A 15,955-nucleotide genomic window follows, 5' to 3' on the forward strand; every position below is an offset into this window, starting at 1 on the left:
GGAGTACGTCATCCACCGTTGGAGGAAGGGTCCCCATGGCACTGCGGCGCGAACGCCCACGTACCGACCGTCCGCAGGCCGCGCACCCGGCCGTCGAGCTGCGTGCGGTCCGGCGGAGCTACGGGCGGGGGGATTCGGCGGTCCATGCGTTGCGCGGCATCGACCTGGTCCTGGGGCACGGGAGTTTCACCGCGGTGATGGGCCCGTCCGGCTCCGGGAAGAGCACGTTCCTGCAGTGCGCGGCGGGGCTGGACCGGCCCACCTCCGGTGAGGTGCTGCTGGGCGGGGAGGAGATCACCGCGCTGAGCGAGAACCGGCTGACCCGGCTGCGCCGCAGCCGGATCGGGTTCGTCTTCCAGTCGTTCAACCTGCTGCCCTCGCTCTCCGTGCAGCAGAACGTGCTGCTGCCGCAGCGGCTGGCCGGCGGCCGTCAGGACCGGCGGCTGGCCAAGGAGTTGCTGGCCCGGGTGGGCCTGGCCGAGCACGGTGGGCGCCGTCCCGGTCAGCTCTCCGGCGGGCAGCAGCAGCGGGTGGCGATCGCCCGCGCGTTGGTCACCCGGCCCGAGGTGGTGTTCGCGGACGAGCCGACCGGCGCGCTGGACACCCGGACCGCGCACGAGGTGCTCGGTCTGCTGCGGCAGGCCGTGGACGAGATGGGTGCGACCGTGGTCATGGTCACCCACGATCCGGTGGCCGCCGCCCACGCGGACCGGGTGCTGTTCCTGGCCGACGGTGAACTCGCCGACGAGCTGGATCGGCCCGATCCGCGGACCGTCGCCGACCGGATGGTCACGCTGACCGCCGCCTCGGGATCCGGCCGGACAGGCGCTGACCGGACCGGCTCCGGCTGGACGGGCTCCGGCCAGGTCGGGGCAGCGGCATGACGAATGGACTCGCGCGGGCCTCCGTCCGCTTCCGGCCCGCCTCCTTCGCCGGCAGCTTCGTCGCCCTGTTCTTCGGCGCCGCGGTCATCATGGCCTGCGGCACGCTGCTGCAGACCGGCGTGCTCGCCCACATCGCGCCGGTGCGCTACGCCGGCGCGCCCGTCCTCGTCGCCGCCTCGCCGAACGCCGGGATCACCGTGGGCAGCGGCGAGGACCGGCACACCGAACAGACCGCGCTGCCCGAACGGGCCCGGGTCGACGCCGGGCTGGTGGCGAGGATCGCCGCCCGGCCGGGGGTCGCCTCGGCGGTGCCCGACACGGCCTTCCCCGTCCAGTCCGGGCCCGGCACCGCCCTGCCGCCGCTGACCGGCCGGGGCTTCGCCGCCACCGCGATCACCGCTCCGGCGGGCTCGGCCCTCGTCCAGGGCCGTGCCCCCGGCGCCGGGGAGGTCGTCCTCGACGCCGCCGCCGCCCAGGCCGGGCAGCTGTCCGTGGGCGGCAGCGTGCGTCTGGTCGCACCCGGTGCGAGCGGCAGCTATCGGATCTCCGGGCTGGCGGCCGCCCAGGACGGCGGCCCCACCGCCTGGTTCGCCGACGAGGCCGCCGGGCAGCTCTCGGGGCACCCCGGCAAGGTCGACGCCATCGCGGTGCGGCCGCGCGAGGGCGTCAGCACGACGGCACTCGCCCGGGAGGTCGGGCAGGCCGTCGGCTCCGACGCCGAGGTGCTGACCGGCGACGCCCGCGGCTCGGTCGAGCGGCCCGGGCTGGCCCAGGGCCGGGAGGTGCTGGTCGCGCTCGGCGGTTCCTTCGGCGGGATCGCCGCGATGACCGCCGTGTTCGTGGTGATGGGGACGGTCGCGCTCGCCACCGGGCAGCGTGCCAGGGAGTTCGCACTGCTGCGCGCGGTCGGGGCGACGCCTCGTCAGATCCGCCGCACCATCGCCACCGAGGCCGCGCTGCTCGCGCCGGTCGCGGGGGCGCTCGGTGTGCTGCCCGGCCTGGCGCTGGCCCGCTGGTGGTTCGGCCAGCTGGTCTCGCGCGGCGCCGTACCCGCCGAGGTCTCGCTGAGCGTCGGGCCGGTGCCCGCCGCGGTGGCGGTCGGTACCACCCTGCTGGCGGCCCTGGCGTCGGGCTACTTCGCCTCCCGGCGGCCCGCCCGGATGCGTCCGAGCCAGGCGCTCGGCGAGGCCGCGGTGGAACGGGCCCGGACCGGCCCGGTCCGTACCGTCCTCGGCCTCCTCGCGCTGGCCGGCGGCGTGGCGCTGGCCACCGTCGCCGCCGAACTGGACGGCTCGGACGCGGCCAACACCGCACTCGGCGTGGTGATGAGCTTCCTGCTCGCGGTCGCGCTGCTCGGCCCGCTGCTGGCCAGGCTGGCCACCGGCGTCCTCGGTCTGCCGCTGCGGGCGGGCGGCGCCGCCGGTTCGCTGGCCGCCGACAACACCCGCGCCAACGCCCGGCGGCTGGCCTCCGCGATCACCCCGATCGTGATGGTGACCGCCTTCTGCGGGACGCTGCTGTTCATCCAGAGCACCGTCGCGCACGTCACCGCGGCGCAGTTGCGCGCCGGCCTCGTGGCCGACCAGGTGATCGGTTCGGACGGCCCGGGCCTGCCGGCCGGCACCGCCGGACAGCTCGCCCGGCTGCCCGGCGTGGACGCGAGCATCGGTGTCCTGCGCAGCAGCGCCCTCTACCGTTCCGGGGACGCCCTCGTCTCCGCGACCGTGCTCGGCGTCTCGGGTGACCCGGCCGGGCTGCCCGAGGTGCTCGACCTCGGGGTCCGGGACGGCTCGCTGGCCGCGCTCGGTTCCTCCGCCGACACGGTGGCCCTCGACACGCACCTGGCCGACGAGCTCGGGGTCAAGGTCGGCGACCGAGCCCCGCTGTGGCTGGGCGACGGCACCACGGTCCGCCCCACGGTCGTCGCGACCTACGAACGCGGCCTGGGACTCGGCCAGTTGGTGCTGCCGCGGGTCGCCCTCGCCGGCCATGTGACCGGCGGCTTCGACACCGAGGTCATGGTCTCCGCCGCGCCGGGTGCCGACCGGGCCGCGGTGGCCGGTGCGGTCACCGCCGCGGTGACGGAGCTCGGCCCGCCCGGGGTGACCGTCAGCGACGCGGCCGGCTACACCGCCCGGGCCGACCGGGACATGGAGATCAACTCCTGGGCGAACAACGTGATGGCCGGTGTGCTCGGCGGCTTCGCGGCGGTCGCCTCGGCCAACACGCTGGTGATGACCGCGCTGGACCGGCGCCGCGAGGTCGGACTGCTGCGGCTGGTCGGGACGACCCGCCGTCAGATCCTCGGCATGATGCGCTGGGAGGCGCTGCTGGTGGCGGCCGCCGGGCTGGTCCTGGGCGGGCTGATCGCCTGGATCACCCTGGTCCCGATCGCCCGCGGGCTGACCGGTTCGGCACCGTACGTGCCGCTCGGCACCGCCCTGCCGCTCGCGGCGGGCACGGTCGCCCTCAGCCTGCTGGCGACCGCGCTGCCCACCCGCGCGCTGCTGCGCACCCGCCCGGTGGAGGCGGGCGCCGCCCGGGCGTAGCAACCCCTGGCGGCCGGCCGGGGGACCGCCGGCCAGCCGTCAGCCCTGTTCCACCGGAAGCGCGGACGGCAGGCCCCACTCGCTCCACGAACCGTCGTAGACCGCGAGGTCGCGGTAGCCCGCCAGGTCGGCGCCGAGGGCGAGGACGCAGGCGGTGACACCCGAACCGCAGCTGAGGACCAGCCGTTCACGCCCGCCGGCCGCGGCGGCGAGCATCCGGCGCAGGTCCTCGGCCGGGCGCATCCGGCCGTCCGCCTGGAGGTCGGTGAACGGCAGGTTCGCCGCGCCGGGCATGTGGCCGCCGCGCAGGCCCGGGCGGGGCTCGGCGGCCGCACCGGTGAACCGTTCGCGGGAGCGGGCGTCGAGCACCGCCGTGCCGTCGTCGGCGAGTGCCCGCAGGACCGCGGCACTGTCGACGACGAGTTCGGGGCGCGGTCGGGCGGTGAAGTCGCCTGCGGGAGGTGCCTGCTGTGCGGTGGCCCGCGGCACCACGGAGTGTCCGGCCGCGGTCCAGGCCGGCAGGCCGCCGTCCAGCACCGCGGCCCGGTCGAATCCCATCGCGCGCAGCATCCACCAGGCCCGGGCGCTGGAGTAGACACCGGCACCGTCGTAGGTGACGACGGTGCTGCGGTCGTCGATCCCGAGCGCGCGCAGGTGCGCGGTGAGGTGACCGGGTCGGGGCATGGTGTGCGGCACGGGGCTGCTGTGGTCGGACATCACGCCGTCGATGTCGAAGGCGAGCGCGCCGGGGATCCGCAGTTCGGCGTCGCGGTGGGCGCCGACGCCCGCGTCGAGGACCACCAGGTCGGGGTGGTCCAGGTGCTCGGCCAGCCAGTCGGCGTCGACCAGGGGTCCCGGGACGGGCAGGGGACTCATCGTGCGGCCTCCTCGGTGACGGCCCGGCCCGGTGGGCGCGGCCGCCTCGGTGGGACGGGTTGGCGACCACATCCTCCTCCGCCTGACCGGCCGTCGGTCCGGGCGGGCCCGGCTCGGTGGTCCGGTGGCGCGCCGGCCGGTACCCGCGGACGGCGCACGCGGTCGACCGCGAGGACATCGGCGAGGACGTCCGCGAGGACGTCGGCGACCAGGCTGCGGGGCACCAGCGCGGGAGCCGGTCCCAGGTACTGGGGGGGTCCGCACGACTACGGCGGCCGGCGGCCTCGGCCCGGTCACGGGGGCCGCCGGGAGTCGGCGGGCGCTGCGGTGGCTCCCGGCGACGGATCCGGGTATCGGCTCCCCGGGAGGCCCGACGGCACCGGACCGGGCCCGCGCGGCCCGTCCTCCGGCCCGCCCTGTGGGGCGGCCCGGCAGGCCGTCGGCGGGTGTCCGGCGGAGGTCCGGGCCGCACGGATGGGTACAAATGGCCCCGTACGGTGTCCAGCAGGTCACCCCCTCCTCATATGATCGGAGTGACATGCGTCATCCTTGGTGGTGAGTAGCACTGCCCAGACACCAGCAGGAGGAAGCTCGTGGACGACGTTCTGCGGCGCGCCGCGCTCTTTGCGGCTCTCGACGACGACCAGGCTGCCGAGCTGCGGGCTTCCATGACCGAGGTGACCCTCGCCCGCGGTGAGTCGCTGTTCCACGAGGGCGACCCGGGCGACCGGCTCTACGTCGTGGTCGAGGGCAAGGTGAAGCTGCACCGCGCATCGCCCGACGGCCGCGAGAACATGCTGGCCGTGCTCGGCCCCAGCGAGATGATCGGCGAGCTGTCGCTGTTCGACCCGGGCCCGCGCACCGCCACCGCCACCGCGCTGACCGAGGTCAAGCTGCTCGGCCTCGGCCACGGCGACCTGCTGCCGCTGCTGCACGCCCGGCCCGAGGTCTCGATCGCGCTGCTGCGCGCCATCGCCCGTCGCCTGCGCCGCACCAACGACGTGATGTCGGACCTGGTCTTCTCCGACGTCCCCGGCCGTGTCGCCAAGGCGCTGCTCGACCTCTCCCGCCGCTTCGGGGTGCCGTCCGACGAGGGCATCCACGTCGCGCACGACCTCACCCAGGAGGAGCTCGCCCAGCTGGTCGGCGCCTCCCGCGAGACGGTCAACAAGGCGCTGGCCGACTTCGCGGGCCGCGGCTGGCTCAAGCTGGAGGCGCGCGCGGTGGTGCTCATGGACGTCGAGCGGCTGTCGCGCCGCTCGCGCTGACACCGGCCGGCGGACACTGGGCGCACCCCGCTCGCACCGCACCGGGAACGCTGCACATGTCGAGGGCCCGTGGGACGACTCCCGCGGGCCCTTCGGCGTTCTTGGGAGTGGGGCGCCGGACGGGCACCGGGCGGGGCGTCGATGGCCGGACAGCGGCGGGGCGGCGGGCTCAGATCAGCCCGCGGTCCTCCAGGTAGCTGAGCTGGGCGCGCACCGAGAGTTCGGCGGCCGGCCACAGCGCCGGGTCCACGTCCGCGTACACCCGGGCGACCACCTCGGCGGCGGTCCGACAGCCGGCCTCCACGGCCGTCTCGACCTGCGCCAGCCGGTTGGCCCGGTGCGCCAGGTAGTAGTCGACGGCGCCGAGCGCGTCGGCCAGCACCGGCCCGTGGCCGGGCAGCACGGTCCGCACGCCGTGCTCGGCGGCCATGGTGTGCAGGCGGCGCAGCGAGTCGAGGTAGTCGCCGAGGCGCCCGTCGGGGTGGGCGACCATGGTGGTGCCGCGGCCGAGGACGGTGTCGCCGGTCAGGATGGCGCCGTCGGCGGGCAGATGGAAGGTCAGCGAATCGGAGGTGTGCCCGGGGGTGCCGACCACCCGCAGCTCCAGGCCGCCGATGTCGAGCACCTGGCCGTGGTGCAGTCCCTCGTCGCCGAGCCGGTGCGCCGGGTCGAGCGCCAGCACCTTGCTGCCGGTCAGCTCGGCGAAGCGGGCGGCGCCCTCGGCGTGGTCGTGGTGACCGTGGGTCAGCAGGGTCAACCCGATCCGCTGCCCCTGCCGTTCGGCGGTCTCGACGACGCGCCGCAGGTGCCCCTCGTCCAGCGGCCCCGGGTCGATCACCGCGGCCACCGCGGAACCCGGCTCGGACAGCAGCCAGGTGTTGGTGCCGTCCAGCGTCATCGGCGAGGGGTTGGGCGCCAGCACGCACAGCGCCCGGGGGGTGCCCCCGCCACCGACGGTGGCGGCGGGGTCACCCGGGAGGAGACCGCTCACCGGCCGCCCTCGGTTCCGCTGCGATCCACGTCCGCGCTGTACCGGGTCAGGCTGCGGGCCGGAAGCGGACGCGTCAGCGCCCTGGGCGCGTACACGTCGTGGGTGGTGGCGCCGCCGGACGGGAGGCGGGGCGTCAGGCTTCGGGCGGGCAGGTCGTGCGCCGTCCGGCGAGCCACGTCGTTGTGAGTCATCGGCCGAGTTTCCTTCCGTGTGCTGACCCGGTCTCTGTTCCGGGCACGGTCCACATGCCCCGGCGCCGTTGCGCCGGGTCGCTCGTACGTGGGTCCCGGCCGCGCTGCGCCGGGCCCTTTCCTCCGTCCCGGCGCCGCTGCGCCGGGCCCTTTCCTCCGTCCCGGCGCCGCTACGCCGGGCCTTTCCTCCGTCCCGGCGCCGCTACGCCGGGAACTCTCCCTCGATGGTCAGCTCTTCATACCCAGACCATCGCACTGTCATACGATCGCCCGCGACCTCGGCCGTGCCGAGCACCGGGGTGATCGTCCGCTGCGCCGCCAGCGTCAGTGCCTCGGCCGCCGTACGGGCCGGCAGCAGCTCGCGGAGCACGGTCACGGTGGGCGGCAGCATCCCGAACCGGCCCGCCCGGTAGCCCTCGACCGCGTCCGCGGGAGACAGCCAGGCGACCCGGTCGGCCTCGCCGACGCGGTCGGCCGCCTGCTGCCCGGACGGCAGGGCGGCGACGAAGAACCAGGTGTCGAAGCGGCGCTCCTCGAAGGCGGGGGTGGTCCACCGCGCCCAGGCCGCCAGCAGGTCACTGCGCAGCACCAGGCCGTGCTTGCCGAGGAACTCGCCGAACGACAGCTCGTGCGCCTCCAGCGCGGCCCGCTCGGCGCTCCAGTCCCTGGGTTCGGCCATGGTGTCGGCGTCGGGGCCGGCCAGCAGCACGCCGGCCTCCTCGAAGGTCTCGCGGACCGCCGCGCAGACCACCGCCTTGGCCGCCCGGGCGTCCACGCCCAGGCGCTCCGCCCACTCGGCGGGCGAAGGCCCGGCCCAGCGCAGCTCGGCCTCGGCGTCCCTCGGGTCCACCCCGCCGCCGGGGTAGGCGTACATCCCGCCGGCGAAGGCCATCGAGGTACGCCGACGCAGCAGGTACGCCTGCGGTCCGGCGGCCGTGCCGGGCTGCGCGTCGCGCAGCAGCACCACGGTGGCGGACGGCTTCGGCGCGACCGGCGTCAGTTCGCCGGACGCGAGCGCGCGAATCCGGGCCGGCCAGGACGGCGGCATCGGGAGCGACCCTGCTCGATGATCCATGAGCGGATGCTAGACGCGCGGGGCCGGGATTGGACAGACCCGGCCCCGACCCCGCGCGCAGGAGCGGGCACGACTTCCGGCAGGCAGGAGCCGCCGGCGCGGCGGACCGGCGCGGATCAGCCCTCGGCGCGGACCCGGACCTGGATCTCGATCTCGACCGGGGCGTCCAGCGGCAGCACCGCCACACCGACGGCGCTGCGGGCGTGCACGCCGGCCGCGCCGAGCGCCTCGCCCAGCAGCTCGCTGGCGCCGTTGATCACGCCGGGCTGGCCGGTGAAGTCGGGGGCGGAGGCCACGAAGCCGACCACCTTCACGACCTGCTCGATCCGGTCCAGGTCACCGATCACGGACTTCACGGCGGCCAGCGCGTTGAGCGCGCAGATCTGCGCGAGCTGCTTGGCCTCCTCGGCGGTGACCTCGGCGCCCACCTTGCCGGTGATCTCCAGCTTGCCCGCCACCATCGGCAGCTGGCCGGAGGTCAGCACGTGGTCGCCCGACCGGACGGCCGGCACGTACGCGGCGACCGGCGCCGCGACCCCGGGCAGGGTGAGCCCGAGCTCGGCCAGCCTCTCCTCGACCTTGCTCATCAGCTCTTCTCCCGCTTCAGGTAGGCAACCAGCTGCTCCGGGTTGTTCGGACCCGGCACCACCTGGACGAGCTCCCAGCCGTCCTCGCCCCAGGTGTCCAGGATCTGCTTGGTGGCGTGCACGAGCAGCGGCACGGTGACGTATTCCCACTTGGTCATGGCGCTGACTCTAGCCGCCCGCCGCAGTGTGAGGTGGGACACAGCGGGGCGGTCAATCCCGTCGGCCGTCGGGATGCTCCCGCCATCGGCCGCGCTCGCTGGTTACGCTCACGGGGAGGGCACCAGGCGGTGCCGGTCGACGGACGGACGGAGACGGAGCGTGGCGAGCACCCCCGGCCCCGAGGAGCGCGGCCCGGACTGGGAGGGCGTGCGCCTGCATGTCGTCAGCGGCAAGGGCGGCACCGGGAAGACCACGCTGGCGGCCGCGCTCGCGCTGGCGCTGGCCGCCGAGGGGGGCAGGACCCTGCTGATCGAGGTGGAGGGCCGGCAGGGCATCGCCGAGCTGTTCGGCATCGCCGCGCTGCCCTACGAGGAGCGCAAGGTCGCCACCGTCGGCCGGGCCAGGCTGGGGCTTCCGGCCGAGCCGGGCGCCAGGCAGGGCGAGCTGTACGCGCTGGCGATCGACACCGAGCAGGCGCTGCTGGAGTACCTGGAGATGTTCTACAAGCTGGGCCGGGCCGGCAAGGCCCTGCAGAAGGTCGGCTTCGTGGACTTCGCCACCACGGTCGCGCCGGGCGTCCGCGACGTCCTGCTCACCGGCAAGGCCTGCGAGGCGGCCCGCCGCAAGGGCCCGGACGGCCGCCGGGCGTACGACGCGATCGTCATGGACGCCCCGCCGACCGGTCGGATCACCCGCTTCCTGAACGTCAACTCCGAGGTCGCCGGGCTGGCCAGGTTCGGGCCGATACACAATCAGGCGCAGGCCGTGATGCGGGTGCTGAAGTCGCCGGAGACCGCCGTCCACTTCGTGACCCTGCTGGAGGAGATGCCGGTGCAGGAGACGGTCGACGGGATCGGCGAGCTGCGCGAGGCGCAACTGCCGCTCGGCGGGGTCATGGTGAACATGGTCCGCCCGCCGCTGCTGGACGCGGCCGCGGTGGCGGCGGTGCACGGCGACCACCGCGAGGAGGTCGCCCAGGCCCTGGGCGAGGCCGGGCTCGGCGGGCGCTCGCGCAAGCCGGAGACCATCCGGGCGGCCGTCGAGCCGCTGATCGACCCGCTGCTGGAGCAGGCCAGGGAGCACGCCGAGCGGGTCGAGCTGGAACGGGAGCAGCGGGCCGACCTGCAGCAGCTGAAGGTGCCGACGTACGAGCTGCCGCTGCTCGGCGAAGGCGTGGACCTGGGCGGGCTGTACCGGCTCGCGGGCGAACTCAAGCGGCAGGGGGCGGCATGACCACGCGGCTGGAGATCGACGCGCTGATCGACGATCCGGCGACCCGGATCGTGGTGTGCTGCGGTTCGGGGGGCGTCGGCAAGACCACCACCGCCGCGGCGATCGGGCTGCGGGCGGCCGAGCGCGGCCGCAAGGCCGTGGTGCTGACCATCGACCCGGCCCGGCGGCTCGCCCAGTCGATGGGCCTGACCGAACTCGACAACACCCCGCGGGTGGTCAAGGGCGTCGAGGGCCCCGGCGAGCTGCAGGCGATGATGCTCGACATGAAGCGGACCTTCGACGAGGTCGTGCTCGCCCATGCCGACCCGGAGCGCGCCAAGGCGATCCTGGAGAACCCCTTCTACCAGTCGCTGTCCGCCGGTTTCGCCGGCACCCAGGAGTACATGGCGATGGAGAAGCTCGGCCAGCTGCGCGCGGCCGAGCAGTGGGACCTGATCGTGGTGGACACGCCGCCGTCCCGCTCCGCCCTGGACTTCCTGGACGCCCCCGGGCGGCTCGGCTCCTTCCTCGACGGCCGGGTGATCCGGCTGCTCACCGCCCCGGCCAAGGTCGGCGGCCGGAGCGCGATGAAGTTCCTCAACGTCGGGATGGGCCTGCTGACCGGCACCCTGGGCAAGATCTTCGGCGCCCAGCTGCTGACCGACATCCAGACCTTCGTCAGCGCGATGGACTCGATGTTCGGCGGCTTCCGCGAGCGGGCCGACCGGACGTACCAGCTGCTCAAGGCGCCGGGGACGGCGTTCCTGGTGGTCGCCGCGCCGGAGCGGGACGCGCTGCGCGAGGCGGCGTACTTCGTCGACCGGCTGGCCGCGGACGAGATGCCGCTGGCCGGGCTGGTGCTGAACCGGGTGCACTCCACCGGCGCCGCCCAGCTCACCGCGGAACGGGCGCTGGCCGCCGCGGAGGCACTGGAGGAGAACGGTTCGCAGACCACCACCGTGCAGGCCGAGACGCTGGCCGCGGGCCTGCTGCGGCTGCACGCCGAGCGGATGCAGATCATGGGCCGGGAGCGGCGCACCCGGGACCGTTTCGTCTCGGTCTACCCGGACGTGCCGATGGTCGAGGTGCCCGCACTCGCCGGTGACGTGCACGACCTGGCCGGCCTGCGGACCGTCGGTGAACGCCTCAACGCGCAGCACGGATGAGCCTGCACGCATGAGCGCCGTGGCCCCGGTGGCGGGCACGGCGCAGCGCGAGTACCTGTGGACGGCCCACCGAGGACCGGGACTGACCCGGGTGCCCGGACGGGCCTGGATGTTCGGATGAGCGGCTCGGGCAGCAGACCCCCTCTGGTGCACCGGGCCGACTGCGCCCCCACACCTGCCGACTGCCCGTCAGCTGCGCTGCATCCGTGAGGCTCGAGAAATCCCCGGACTCCTCGAACCGGAGGACGTCAGCCCGCCTGCGCGTAGTCCCGCAGGATCACGCCGGTGGCCAGAGACTCCTCGTACTCCGTCCGCGCCGTCTCCAGCAGCCTCCGCCAGGAGCCCACCGTCGGCCGGCGACGGAGCAGTGCGCGGCGCTCCCGCTCGGTCATTCCTCCCCAGACACCGAATTCGACCCGGTTGTCGAGCGCATCGGCCAGGCACTCGGTGCGGACGGGACACCCGCTGCACACCGCCTTGGCGCGATTCTGCGCGGCCCCCTGAACGAACAATTCATCCGGATCGCTCGTGCGGCAGGCCGCCTGTGCGCTCCAGTCGTCTACCCAGCCCATGCTGGCGCCGTCCTCTCCCGATTCGGGGCTCCCCCACGGCGGCAACGGCATATTCACCGTTGCCAGTTGAGGACGTTACGGAAGAACTGGACTCCGCAACAGCCCCTTCGGGCTCAATCTCAAATGACCCAATCGGACTATGGGTACCCAACACCTCACTCGTTGGAGTGATCGCAGGTCGTAGGCCTTGCCGACACTCCCAGAGGCGCTATGGTCACACTCTGTGTCCGAATATGGAGACACGCCGGGGTGCATCCGACCGCAAATGGTGCCAAATCGGGCAAAGCTCATCACTCACACGAGTGATGATGATGAACAGAGCGAAGCTGTCGCAGCTTTGTGACAAGCGTAGGCGAACACCTGCCCCCATGGAGGGGAATCCGGCACGTAGGGTTCTCCCATGGCACCTCAGCGAACCACGGGATCAGCGCTCGGAAAGGCGAGCCTCGGGATCAAGTTCCTGGGCGGCAGCGTGCTGGCCGGCGTACTGGTCGCCGGCATGGCCCTGCCGGCGGTCGGCGCGCTCGGGCTCACGGCCAAGGACACGGCCGACAGCTTCGACAGCATCCCCGCCGACTTCAAGACCCCCACCCTCTCCCAGGCGTCGTCCATCTACGACGCCAAGGGCGGGCTGATCGCCAAGGTGTACGACCGGGACCGCACCATCCTCACCGCGGACCAGATGGCGCCGATCATGCGCAAGGCGCAGGTGGACATCGAGGACGCCCGGTTCTACGAGCACGGCGCGGTCGACCTCAAGGGCGTGCTGCGCGCCGCCACCAAGAACGCCGAGGCCGGATCCGCGACCCAGGGCGCCTCCACGCTGACCCAGCAGTACGTGAAGAACGTCTTCGTCGAGCAGGCCGGCGACGACCAGGCCGCGTTCCTCGAGGCGACCAAGAAGAGCCTGGGCCGCAAGATCCAGGAGCTGAAGTACGCCATCAAGCTGGAGGAGGACCTGACCAAGGATCAGATCCTCACCAACTACCTGAACATCACCTTCTACGGTCACCAGGCGTACGGCATCGAGGCGGCGTCCAACCGCTACTTCAGCAAGAGCGCCAAGGACCTGACCATCCCCGAGGCCGCCATGCTGGCCGGCCTGGTGCAGAACCCCACGGCGTACGACCCGGTGCTGCACCCGCAGGCGGCGCAGACCCGGCGCAACACCGTGATCGGCAAGCTGCTGGAGTTCAAGCACATCACCCCGGAGGAGGCCAAGGCCGCCACCGACGCGCCGCTCGGGATCAAGTACAACGAGCCGCTGAACGGCTGCATCACCGCGCAGGCGGGCATGGGCTTCTTCTGCGACTACGTCCGCCGGGTGGTCAAGCAGGACCCGGTGTTCGGCAAGACCGCCACCGACCGGCAGAAGCTGTGGAGCCAGGGCGGCCTGAAGATCTACACCACCATCGACCCGGACAAGCAGGCCGCCGCGTTCAACGCGGTGACCAAGAAGGTCTACGTGACCGACACGGTCTCGGCCGCGGCCACCATGGTCAAGCCGGGCACCGGTGAGATCCTCGCGATGGCGCAGACCCGGCCGTACGGCCTGGACGGCAAGCAGAACCAGACCGTCCTCAACTACAACGTCGACGCCGCGATGGGCGGCGGCAACGGCTTCTCCCCCGGCTCGACCTTCAAGCCGATCCTGGCCGCGGCCGCCCTGGAGTCGGGCGTGCCGATCACCCAGGAGTTCCCGTCCCCGCACGACATGGACTACCCGTCCATGAGCACCTGCGAGGGCACCTGGAAGAACGACACCCGCAAGCCCGCCACGGTCGAGAACGAGTCGGCCAGCGAGGTCGGGCCGTTCTCCATGAAGGACGCCATGGCGAAGTCGGTCAACACCTACTTCGTGCAGATGGAGCAGCAGGTCGGCCTCTGCCCGATGAAGCAGATGGCGGACAAGCTCGGCATCCGCAACAAGGCCAACGGCAAGCCGATGGAGCAGGTCCCCTCGATGGTGCTCGGCACCCAGGAGGTCTCCCCGCTGACCATGGCCAACGTCTACGCCACCTTCGCCGCGCGCGGCATGTACTGCACCCCGGTCGCGATCACCTCGATGGTCGCGGCGGACGGCAAGAAGCTGGACGTGCCGAAGGCCAACTGCAACCAGGTGATGTCCGAGTCCACCGCGGACGGCGTCACCACCCTGCTGCTCGGCGTGACCGAGAAGGGCACCGGCTCCTCGCTCGGCCTCGAGGGCGGCCGCCAGATCGCCGGCAAGACCGGTACCACCGACAACCGGTACGCGGCCTGGTTCACCGGCTTCACCCCGGAGCTGTCCACCTCGGTCTGGCTCGGCGGCACCACCGGCAACGTCTCGATGAAGAACATCAAGATCGGCGGCAAGTACTTCAGCGCCGTCTACGGCGCCGACGGCCCCGGCCCGATCTGGCAGCTGGCGATGAACGACGCGCTGGACGGCACCGCGAAGTCCACCTTCCACACCGTCAACATCCCGGTGCCGCAGACCCCGGTCAACCCGCCCACCGACGGCGCCTCGCCGCCCTCGGGTGACGCCGCCACCACGGCCGGCACCAACGGCGGCTTCACCTTCCCGCCGATCTTCGGCACCGACGGCGGCCTCGTCAACGGCGGCGGCGGCAACGGCGGGAACGGGAACGGCGGCAACAACGGCGGCGCCACCGGTGGCCGCCGCCACTGACCACCGTCCGCACGGTGTGACCCGCACAACGCCCGAGGGCGGCTCCCGGAGTCCGGGAGCCGCCCTCGGGCGTGTGCGGCACGTGCCCTGCTTCGTTGCGTGCGGCGCCTCGGCGCCGGGTACGGCGGCTGCCGGTCAGCCCGCCAGTGCGGCCTTGATCGCGGCGGCCACCCGGCCGCCCTCGGCGCGGTCACCGACCTTCGGACGGACCAGCTTCATCACCGCGCCCATGGCCTGCGGCCCGGTGGCCCCGCTCTCGGCTACCGCGGCGGCGACGATCGCGGTCAGCTCCTCGTCCGAGAGCTGCTGCGGCAGGTACTGCGCCAGCACCTCGCCCTCGGCCCGCTCACGGGCGGCCGACTCGGTACGGCCGGCCTGCTCGAAGGCCTCGGCGGCCTCCCGCCGCTTCTTCGCCTCCCGGACCACGACCTTGAGCACCTCGCTGTCGGAGAGCTCGCGCTTCGTCTTGCCGGACACCTCCTCCGCGGTGACCGCCGACAGCGTCAGCCGGATGGTGGAGGAGCGCAGCTCGTCCCGGGCCCTGATCGCAGCCGTCAGGTCCTCCTGCAGCTGCTGCTTAAGCGTTGTCATGCCGACGAGTGTGGCATCCGCCCAGGTCCGGCGCTCCCCATTAACCCCTCGGCGGGCGGACGGCCCGCGGCCGCGGCCGTCCCCGCGGGCCCCGCTCCGGGCCCGCTCCGGGCTCCGCGGCCCGCTCGGCAGAGCGGTGACCACCTGCGCGTTCGGCGGTTGATCCACTGTCTGAGAGCATGGACCGATGCGACCGCTGTACTCCGTCCCGCTCGGAATCGCCGCCACCGGCGCCGCCTGCCTCGCCTACTCCGCCGGGTACGAGGTCCGCTCGTTCCGGCTGCGCCGGGTCGAGGTCCCGATCCTGCCGCGCGGCGCGCGGCCGATCCGGGTGCTCCAGATCTCCGACATCCACATGGTCTCCGGGCAGGGCAAGAAGCAGCGCTGGCTGCAGAGCCTGGCCGGCCTGCGGCCCGACCTGGTGGTCAACACCGGCGACAACCTCTCCGACCCGCTCGGCGTGCCCGCCACCCTGGACGCGCTCGGCCCGCTGATGGAGTTCCCCGGCGTCTACGTCTTCGGCTCCAACGACTACTACGGCCCGGCCCGCAAGAGCCCGACCCGCTACCTGAGCGCCCTGCGCAGCGGCATCCACGGGCTCAACAACCCGGACGGCACCGGACGCCGCGGCATCACGGGCGCCGTCCACAACCCGTGGCAGAAGCTGCGCGACGGCTTCGACGAGGCCGGCTGGCTGAACCTCACCAACGCCCGCGGCCGGCTCACCCTGGCCGGACTGGACGTCGAGTTCACCGGCCTGGACGACCCGCACATCCGGCACGACCGCTACGAGAAGGTGGCCGGCGGCCCGTCCGCCGACGCCGACCTCTCGCTCGCCGTGGTGCACGCCCCGTACCTGCGGGTGCTGGACGCCTTCGCCGCCGACCGGTACCCGCTGATACTGGCGGGCCACACCCACGGCGGGCAGCTCTGCATCCCCTTCTACGGCGCCCTGGTCACCAACTGCGACCTGGACACCGGCCGGGTCAAGGGCCTGTCCACCCACCAGGCCGGCGGCCACCGCTCGTACCTGCACGTCTCGGCGGGCTGCGGCACCAACCGCTACACCCCGGTCCGCTTCGCCTGCCCGCCCGAGGCCACCCTGCTCACCCTCACACCCCGTCGCTGACCCCCGCCGACCTGCGAGGACGCCCTCCAGGGAA

At 73.5% G+C, this 15,955-nt stretch carries 15 protein-coding genes; 7 read left to right on the plus strand and 8 right to left on the minus strand.

What is annotated here, in order from left to right:
- Positions 1 to 35: 35 nt before the first annotated feature.
- Both AC2TEW_RS00250 and AC2TEW_RS00255 read left to right on the plus strand, forming a co-directional pair.
- Positions 36 to 884: an ABC transporter ATP-binding protein gene (locus AC2TEW_RS00250; RefSeq protein ID WP_484621218.1), complete on the plus strand. Its 849-nt coding sequence runs from the start codon at positions 36 to 38 to the stop codon at positions 882 to 884.
- Positions 881 to 3,433 carry an FtsX-like permease family protein gene (locus tag AC2TEW_RS00255; protein WP_484621219.1) on the plus strand — a complete coding sequence of 851 codons (2,553 nt, stop codon included), beginning with the start codon at positions 881 to 883 and terminating at the stop codon, positions 3,431 to 3,433. Before AC2TEW_RS00250 ends, AC2TEW_RS00255 begins: the two co-directional genes overlap by 4 nt.
- A 39-nt stretch (positions 3,434 to 3,472) precedes the next feature.
- On the opposite strand, the gene AC2TEW_RS00260 is transcribed toward AC2TEW_RS00255, so the two are convergent.
- Positions 3,473 to 4,309, minus strand: coding sequence for a sulfurtransferase (locus AC2TEW_RS00260; protein WP_484621220.1), 837 nt, complete (start codon positions 4,307 to 4,309; stop codon positions 3,473 to 3,475).
- A gap of 593 nt (positions 4,310 to 4,902) precedes the next feature.
- Between AC2TEW_RS00260 and AC2TEW_RS00265 the strand changes: the two genes are divergently transcribed.
- A complete protein-coding gene (locus AC2TEW_RS00265; protein WP_033818547.1) occupies positions 4,903 to 5,577 on the plus strand; it encodes a Crp/Fnr family transcriptional regulator in 675 nt (224 codons plus the stop codon).
- 169 nt (positions 5,578 to 5,746) lie between these two features.
- Here AC2TEW_RS00265 and AC2TEW_RS00270 read toward each other — a convergent pair whose 3' ends face one another.
- From AC2TEW_RS00270 to sp36, 5 genes are all read right to left on the minus strand, one after another.
- Positions 5,747 to 6,568, minus strand: coding sequence for an MBL fold metallo-hydrolase (locus AC2TEW_RS00270; RefSeq protein ID WP_484621221.1), 822 nt, complete (start codon positions 6,566 to 6,568; stop codon positions 5,747 to 5,749).
- Positions 6,565 to 6,759 (minus strand): hypothetical protein, encoded by a 195-nt coding sequence (locus AC2TEW_RS00275; RefSeq protein WP_484621222.1) that lies wholly within the window; start codon positions 6,757 to 6,759, stop codon positions 6,565 to 6,567. Before AC2TEW_RS00275 ends, AC2TEW_RS00270 begins: the two co-directional genes overlap by 4 nt.
- A gap of 202 nt (positions 6,760 to 6,961) precedes the next feature.
- Positions 6,962 to 7,834 carry an NUDIX hydrolase gene (locus AC2TEW_RS00280; protein WP_484621223.1) on the minus strand — a complete coding sequence of 291 codons (873 nt, stop codon included), beginning with the start codon at positions 7,832 to 7,834 and terminating at the stop codon, positions 6,962 to 6,964.
- A gap of 116 nt (positions 7,835 to 7,950) precedes the next feature.
- On the minus strand, positions 7,951 to 8,421 hold the full coding sequence (locus AC2TEW_RS00285) for a RidA family protein (protein WP_484621224.1): 471 nt from the start codon (positions 8,419 to 8,421) through the stop codon (positions 7,951 to 7,953).
- Entirely contained in the window at positions 8,421 to 8,579 is a 159-nt protein-coding gene (sp36, locus tag AC2TEW_RS00290; protein ID WP_095874066.1) for a Sp36 family protein, read from the minus strand. Before sp36 ends, AC2TEW_RS00285 begins: the two co-directional genes overlap by 1 nt.
- 160 nt (positions 8,580 to 8,739) lie before the next feature.
- Between sp36 and bagA the strand changes: the two genes are divergently transcribed.
- Positions 8,740 to 9,813: an ATPase BagA gene (gene bagA, locus AC2TEW_RS00295; protein WP_484621225.1), complete on the plus strand. Its 1,074-nt coding sequence runs from the start codon at positions 8,740 to 8,742 to the stop codon at positions 9,811 to 9,813.
- On the plus strand, positions 9,810 to 10,958 hold the full coding sequence (gene bagB / locus AC2TEW_RS00300) for an ATPase BagB (protein ID WP_484621226.1): 1,149 nt from the start codon (positions 9,810 to 9,812) through the stop codon (positions 10,956 to 10,958). The genes bagA and bagB overlap by 4 nt, the downstream gene beginning before the upstream one ends.
- 248 nt (positions 10,959 to 11,206) lie before the next feature.
- Here the strand turns inward: bagB and AC2TEW_RS00305 are convergent, their stop codons facing one another.
- Positions 11,207 to 11,530, minus strand: a complete 324-nt coding sequence (locus AC2TEW_RS00305) for a WhiB family transcriptional regulator (protein ID WP_033817598.1) — start codon at positions 11,528 to 11,530, stop codon at positions 11,207 to 11,209.
- A gap of 400 nt (positions 11,531 to 11,930) precedes the next feature.
- On the opposite strand from AC2TEW_RS00305, the gene AC2TEW_RS00310 reads away from it, so the two are divergent.
- Positions 11,931 to 14,201 carry a transglycosylase domain-containing protein gene (locus tag AC2TEW_RS00310; RefSeq protein ID WP_484621227.1) on the plus strand — a complete coding sequence of 757 codons (2,271 nt, stop codon included), beginning with the start codon at positions 11,931 to 11,933 and terminating at the stop codon, positions 14,199 to 14,201.
- Positions 14,202 to 14,336: 135 nt separating this feature from the next.
- Here the strand turns inward: AC2TEW_RS00310 and AC2TEW_RS00315 are convergent, their stop codons facing one another.
- Positions 14,337 to 14,792, minus strand: coding sequence for a GatB/YqeY domain-containing protein (locus AC2TEW_RS00315; protein WP_484621228.1), 456 nt, complete (start codon positions 14,790 to 14,792; stop codon positions 14,337 to 14,339).
- A gap of 187 nt (positions 14,793 to 14,979) precedes the next feature.
- Here AC2TEW_RS00315 and AC2TEW_RS00320 point away from each other — a divergent pair, with 187 nt between their 5' ends.
- On the plus strand, positions 14,980 to 15,921 hold the full coding sequence (locus AC2TEW_RS00320; protein WP_484621229.1) for a metallophosphoesterase: 942 nt from the start codon (positions 14,980 to 14,982) through the stop codon (positions 15,919 to 15,921).
- Positions 15,922 to 15,955: the final 34 nt, after the last annotated feature.

It is taken from the genome of Kitasatospora sp. NEAU-CNBT7 (assembly GCF_057220535.1).

Bases quoted from the DNA above. Each gene is read 5' to 3' on its own strand.
- AC2TEW_RS00280 (WP_484621223.1), bottom strand. From the start codon at position 7,834: ATGGATCATCGAGCAGGGTCGCTCCCGATGCCGCCGTCCTGGCCGGCC.
- AC2TEW_RS00260 (WP_484621220.1), bottom strand. From the start codon at position 4,309: ATGAGTCCCCTGCCCGTCCCGGGACCCCTGGTCGACGCCGACTGGCTG.
- AC2TEW_RS00320 (WP_484621229.1), top strand. From the start codon at position 14,980: ATGCGACCGCTGTACTCCGTCCCGCTCGGAATCGCCGCCACCGGCGCC.
- AC2TEW_RS00285 (WP_484621224.1), bottom strand. From the start codon at position 8,421: ATGAGCAAGGTCGAGGAGAGGCTGGCCGAGCTCGGGCTCACCCTGCCC.
- AC2TEW_RS00275 (WP_484621222.1), bottom strand. From the start codon at position 6,759: ATGACTCACAACGACGTGGCTCGCCGGACGGCGCACGACCTGCCCGCC.
- AC2TEW_RS00310 (WP_484621227.1), top strand. From the start codon at position 11,931: ATGGCACCTCAGCGAACCACGGGATCAGCGCTCGGAAAGGCGAGCCTC.
- AC2TEW_RS00255 (WP_484621219.1), top strand. From the start codon at position 881: ATGACGAATGGACTCGCGCGGGCCTCCGTCCGCTTCCGGCCCGCCTCC.
- sp36 (WP_095874066.1), bottom strand. From the start codon at position 8,579: ATGACCAAGTGGGAATACGTCACCGTGCCGCTGCTCGTGCACGCCACC.
- AC2TEW_RS00315 (WP_484621228.1), bottom strand. From the start codon at position 14,792: ATGACAACGCTTAAGCAGCAGCTGCAGGAGGACCTGACGGCTGCGATC.
- bagB (WP_484621226.1), top strand. From the start codon at position 9,810: ATGACCACGCGGCTGGAGATCGACGCGCTGATCGACGATCCGGCGACC.
- AC2TEW_RS00250 (WP_484621218.1), top strand. From the start codon at position 36: ATGGCACTGCGGCGCGAACGCCCACGTACCGACCGTCCGCAGGCCGCG.
- AC2TEW_RS00305 (WP_033817598.1), bottom strand. From the start codon at position 11,530: ATGGGCTGGGTAGACGACTGGAGCGCACAGGCGGCCTGCCGCACGAGC.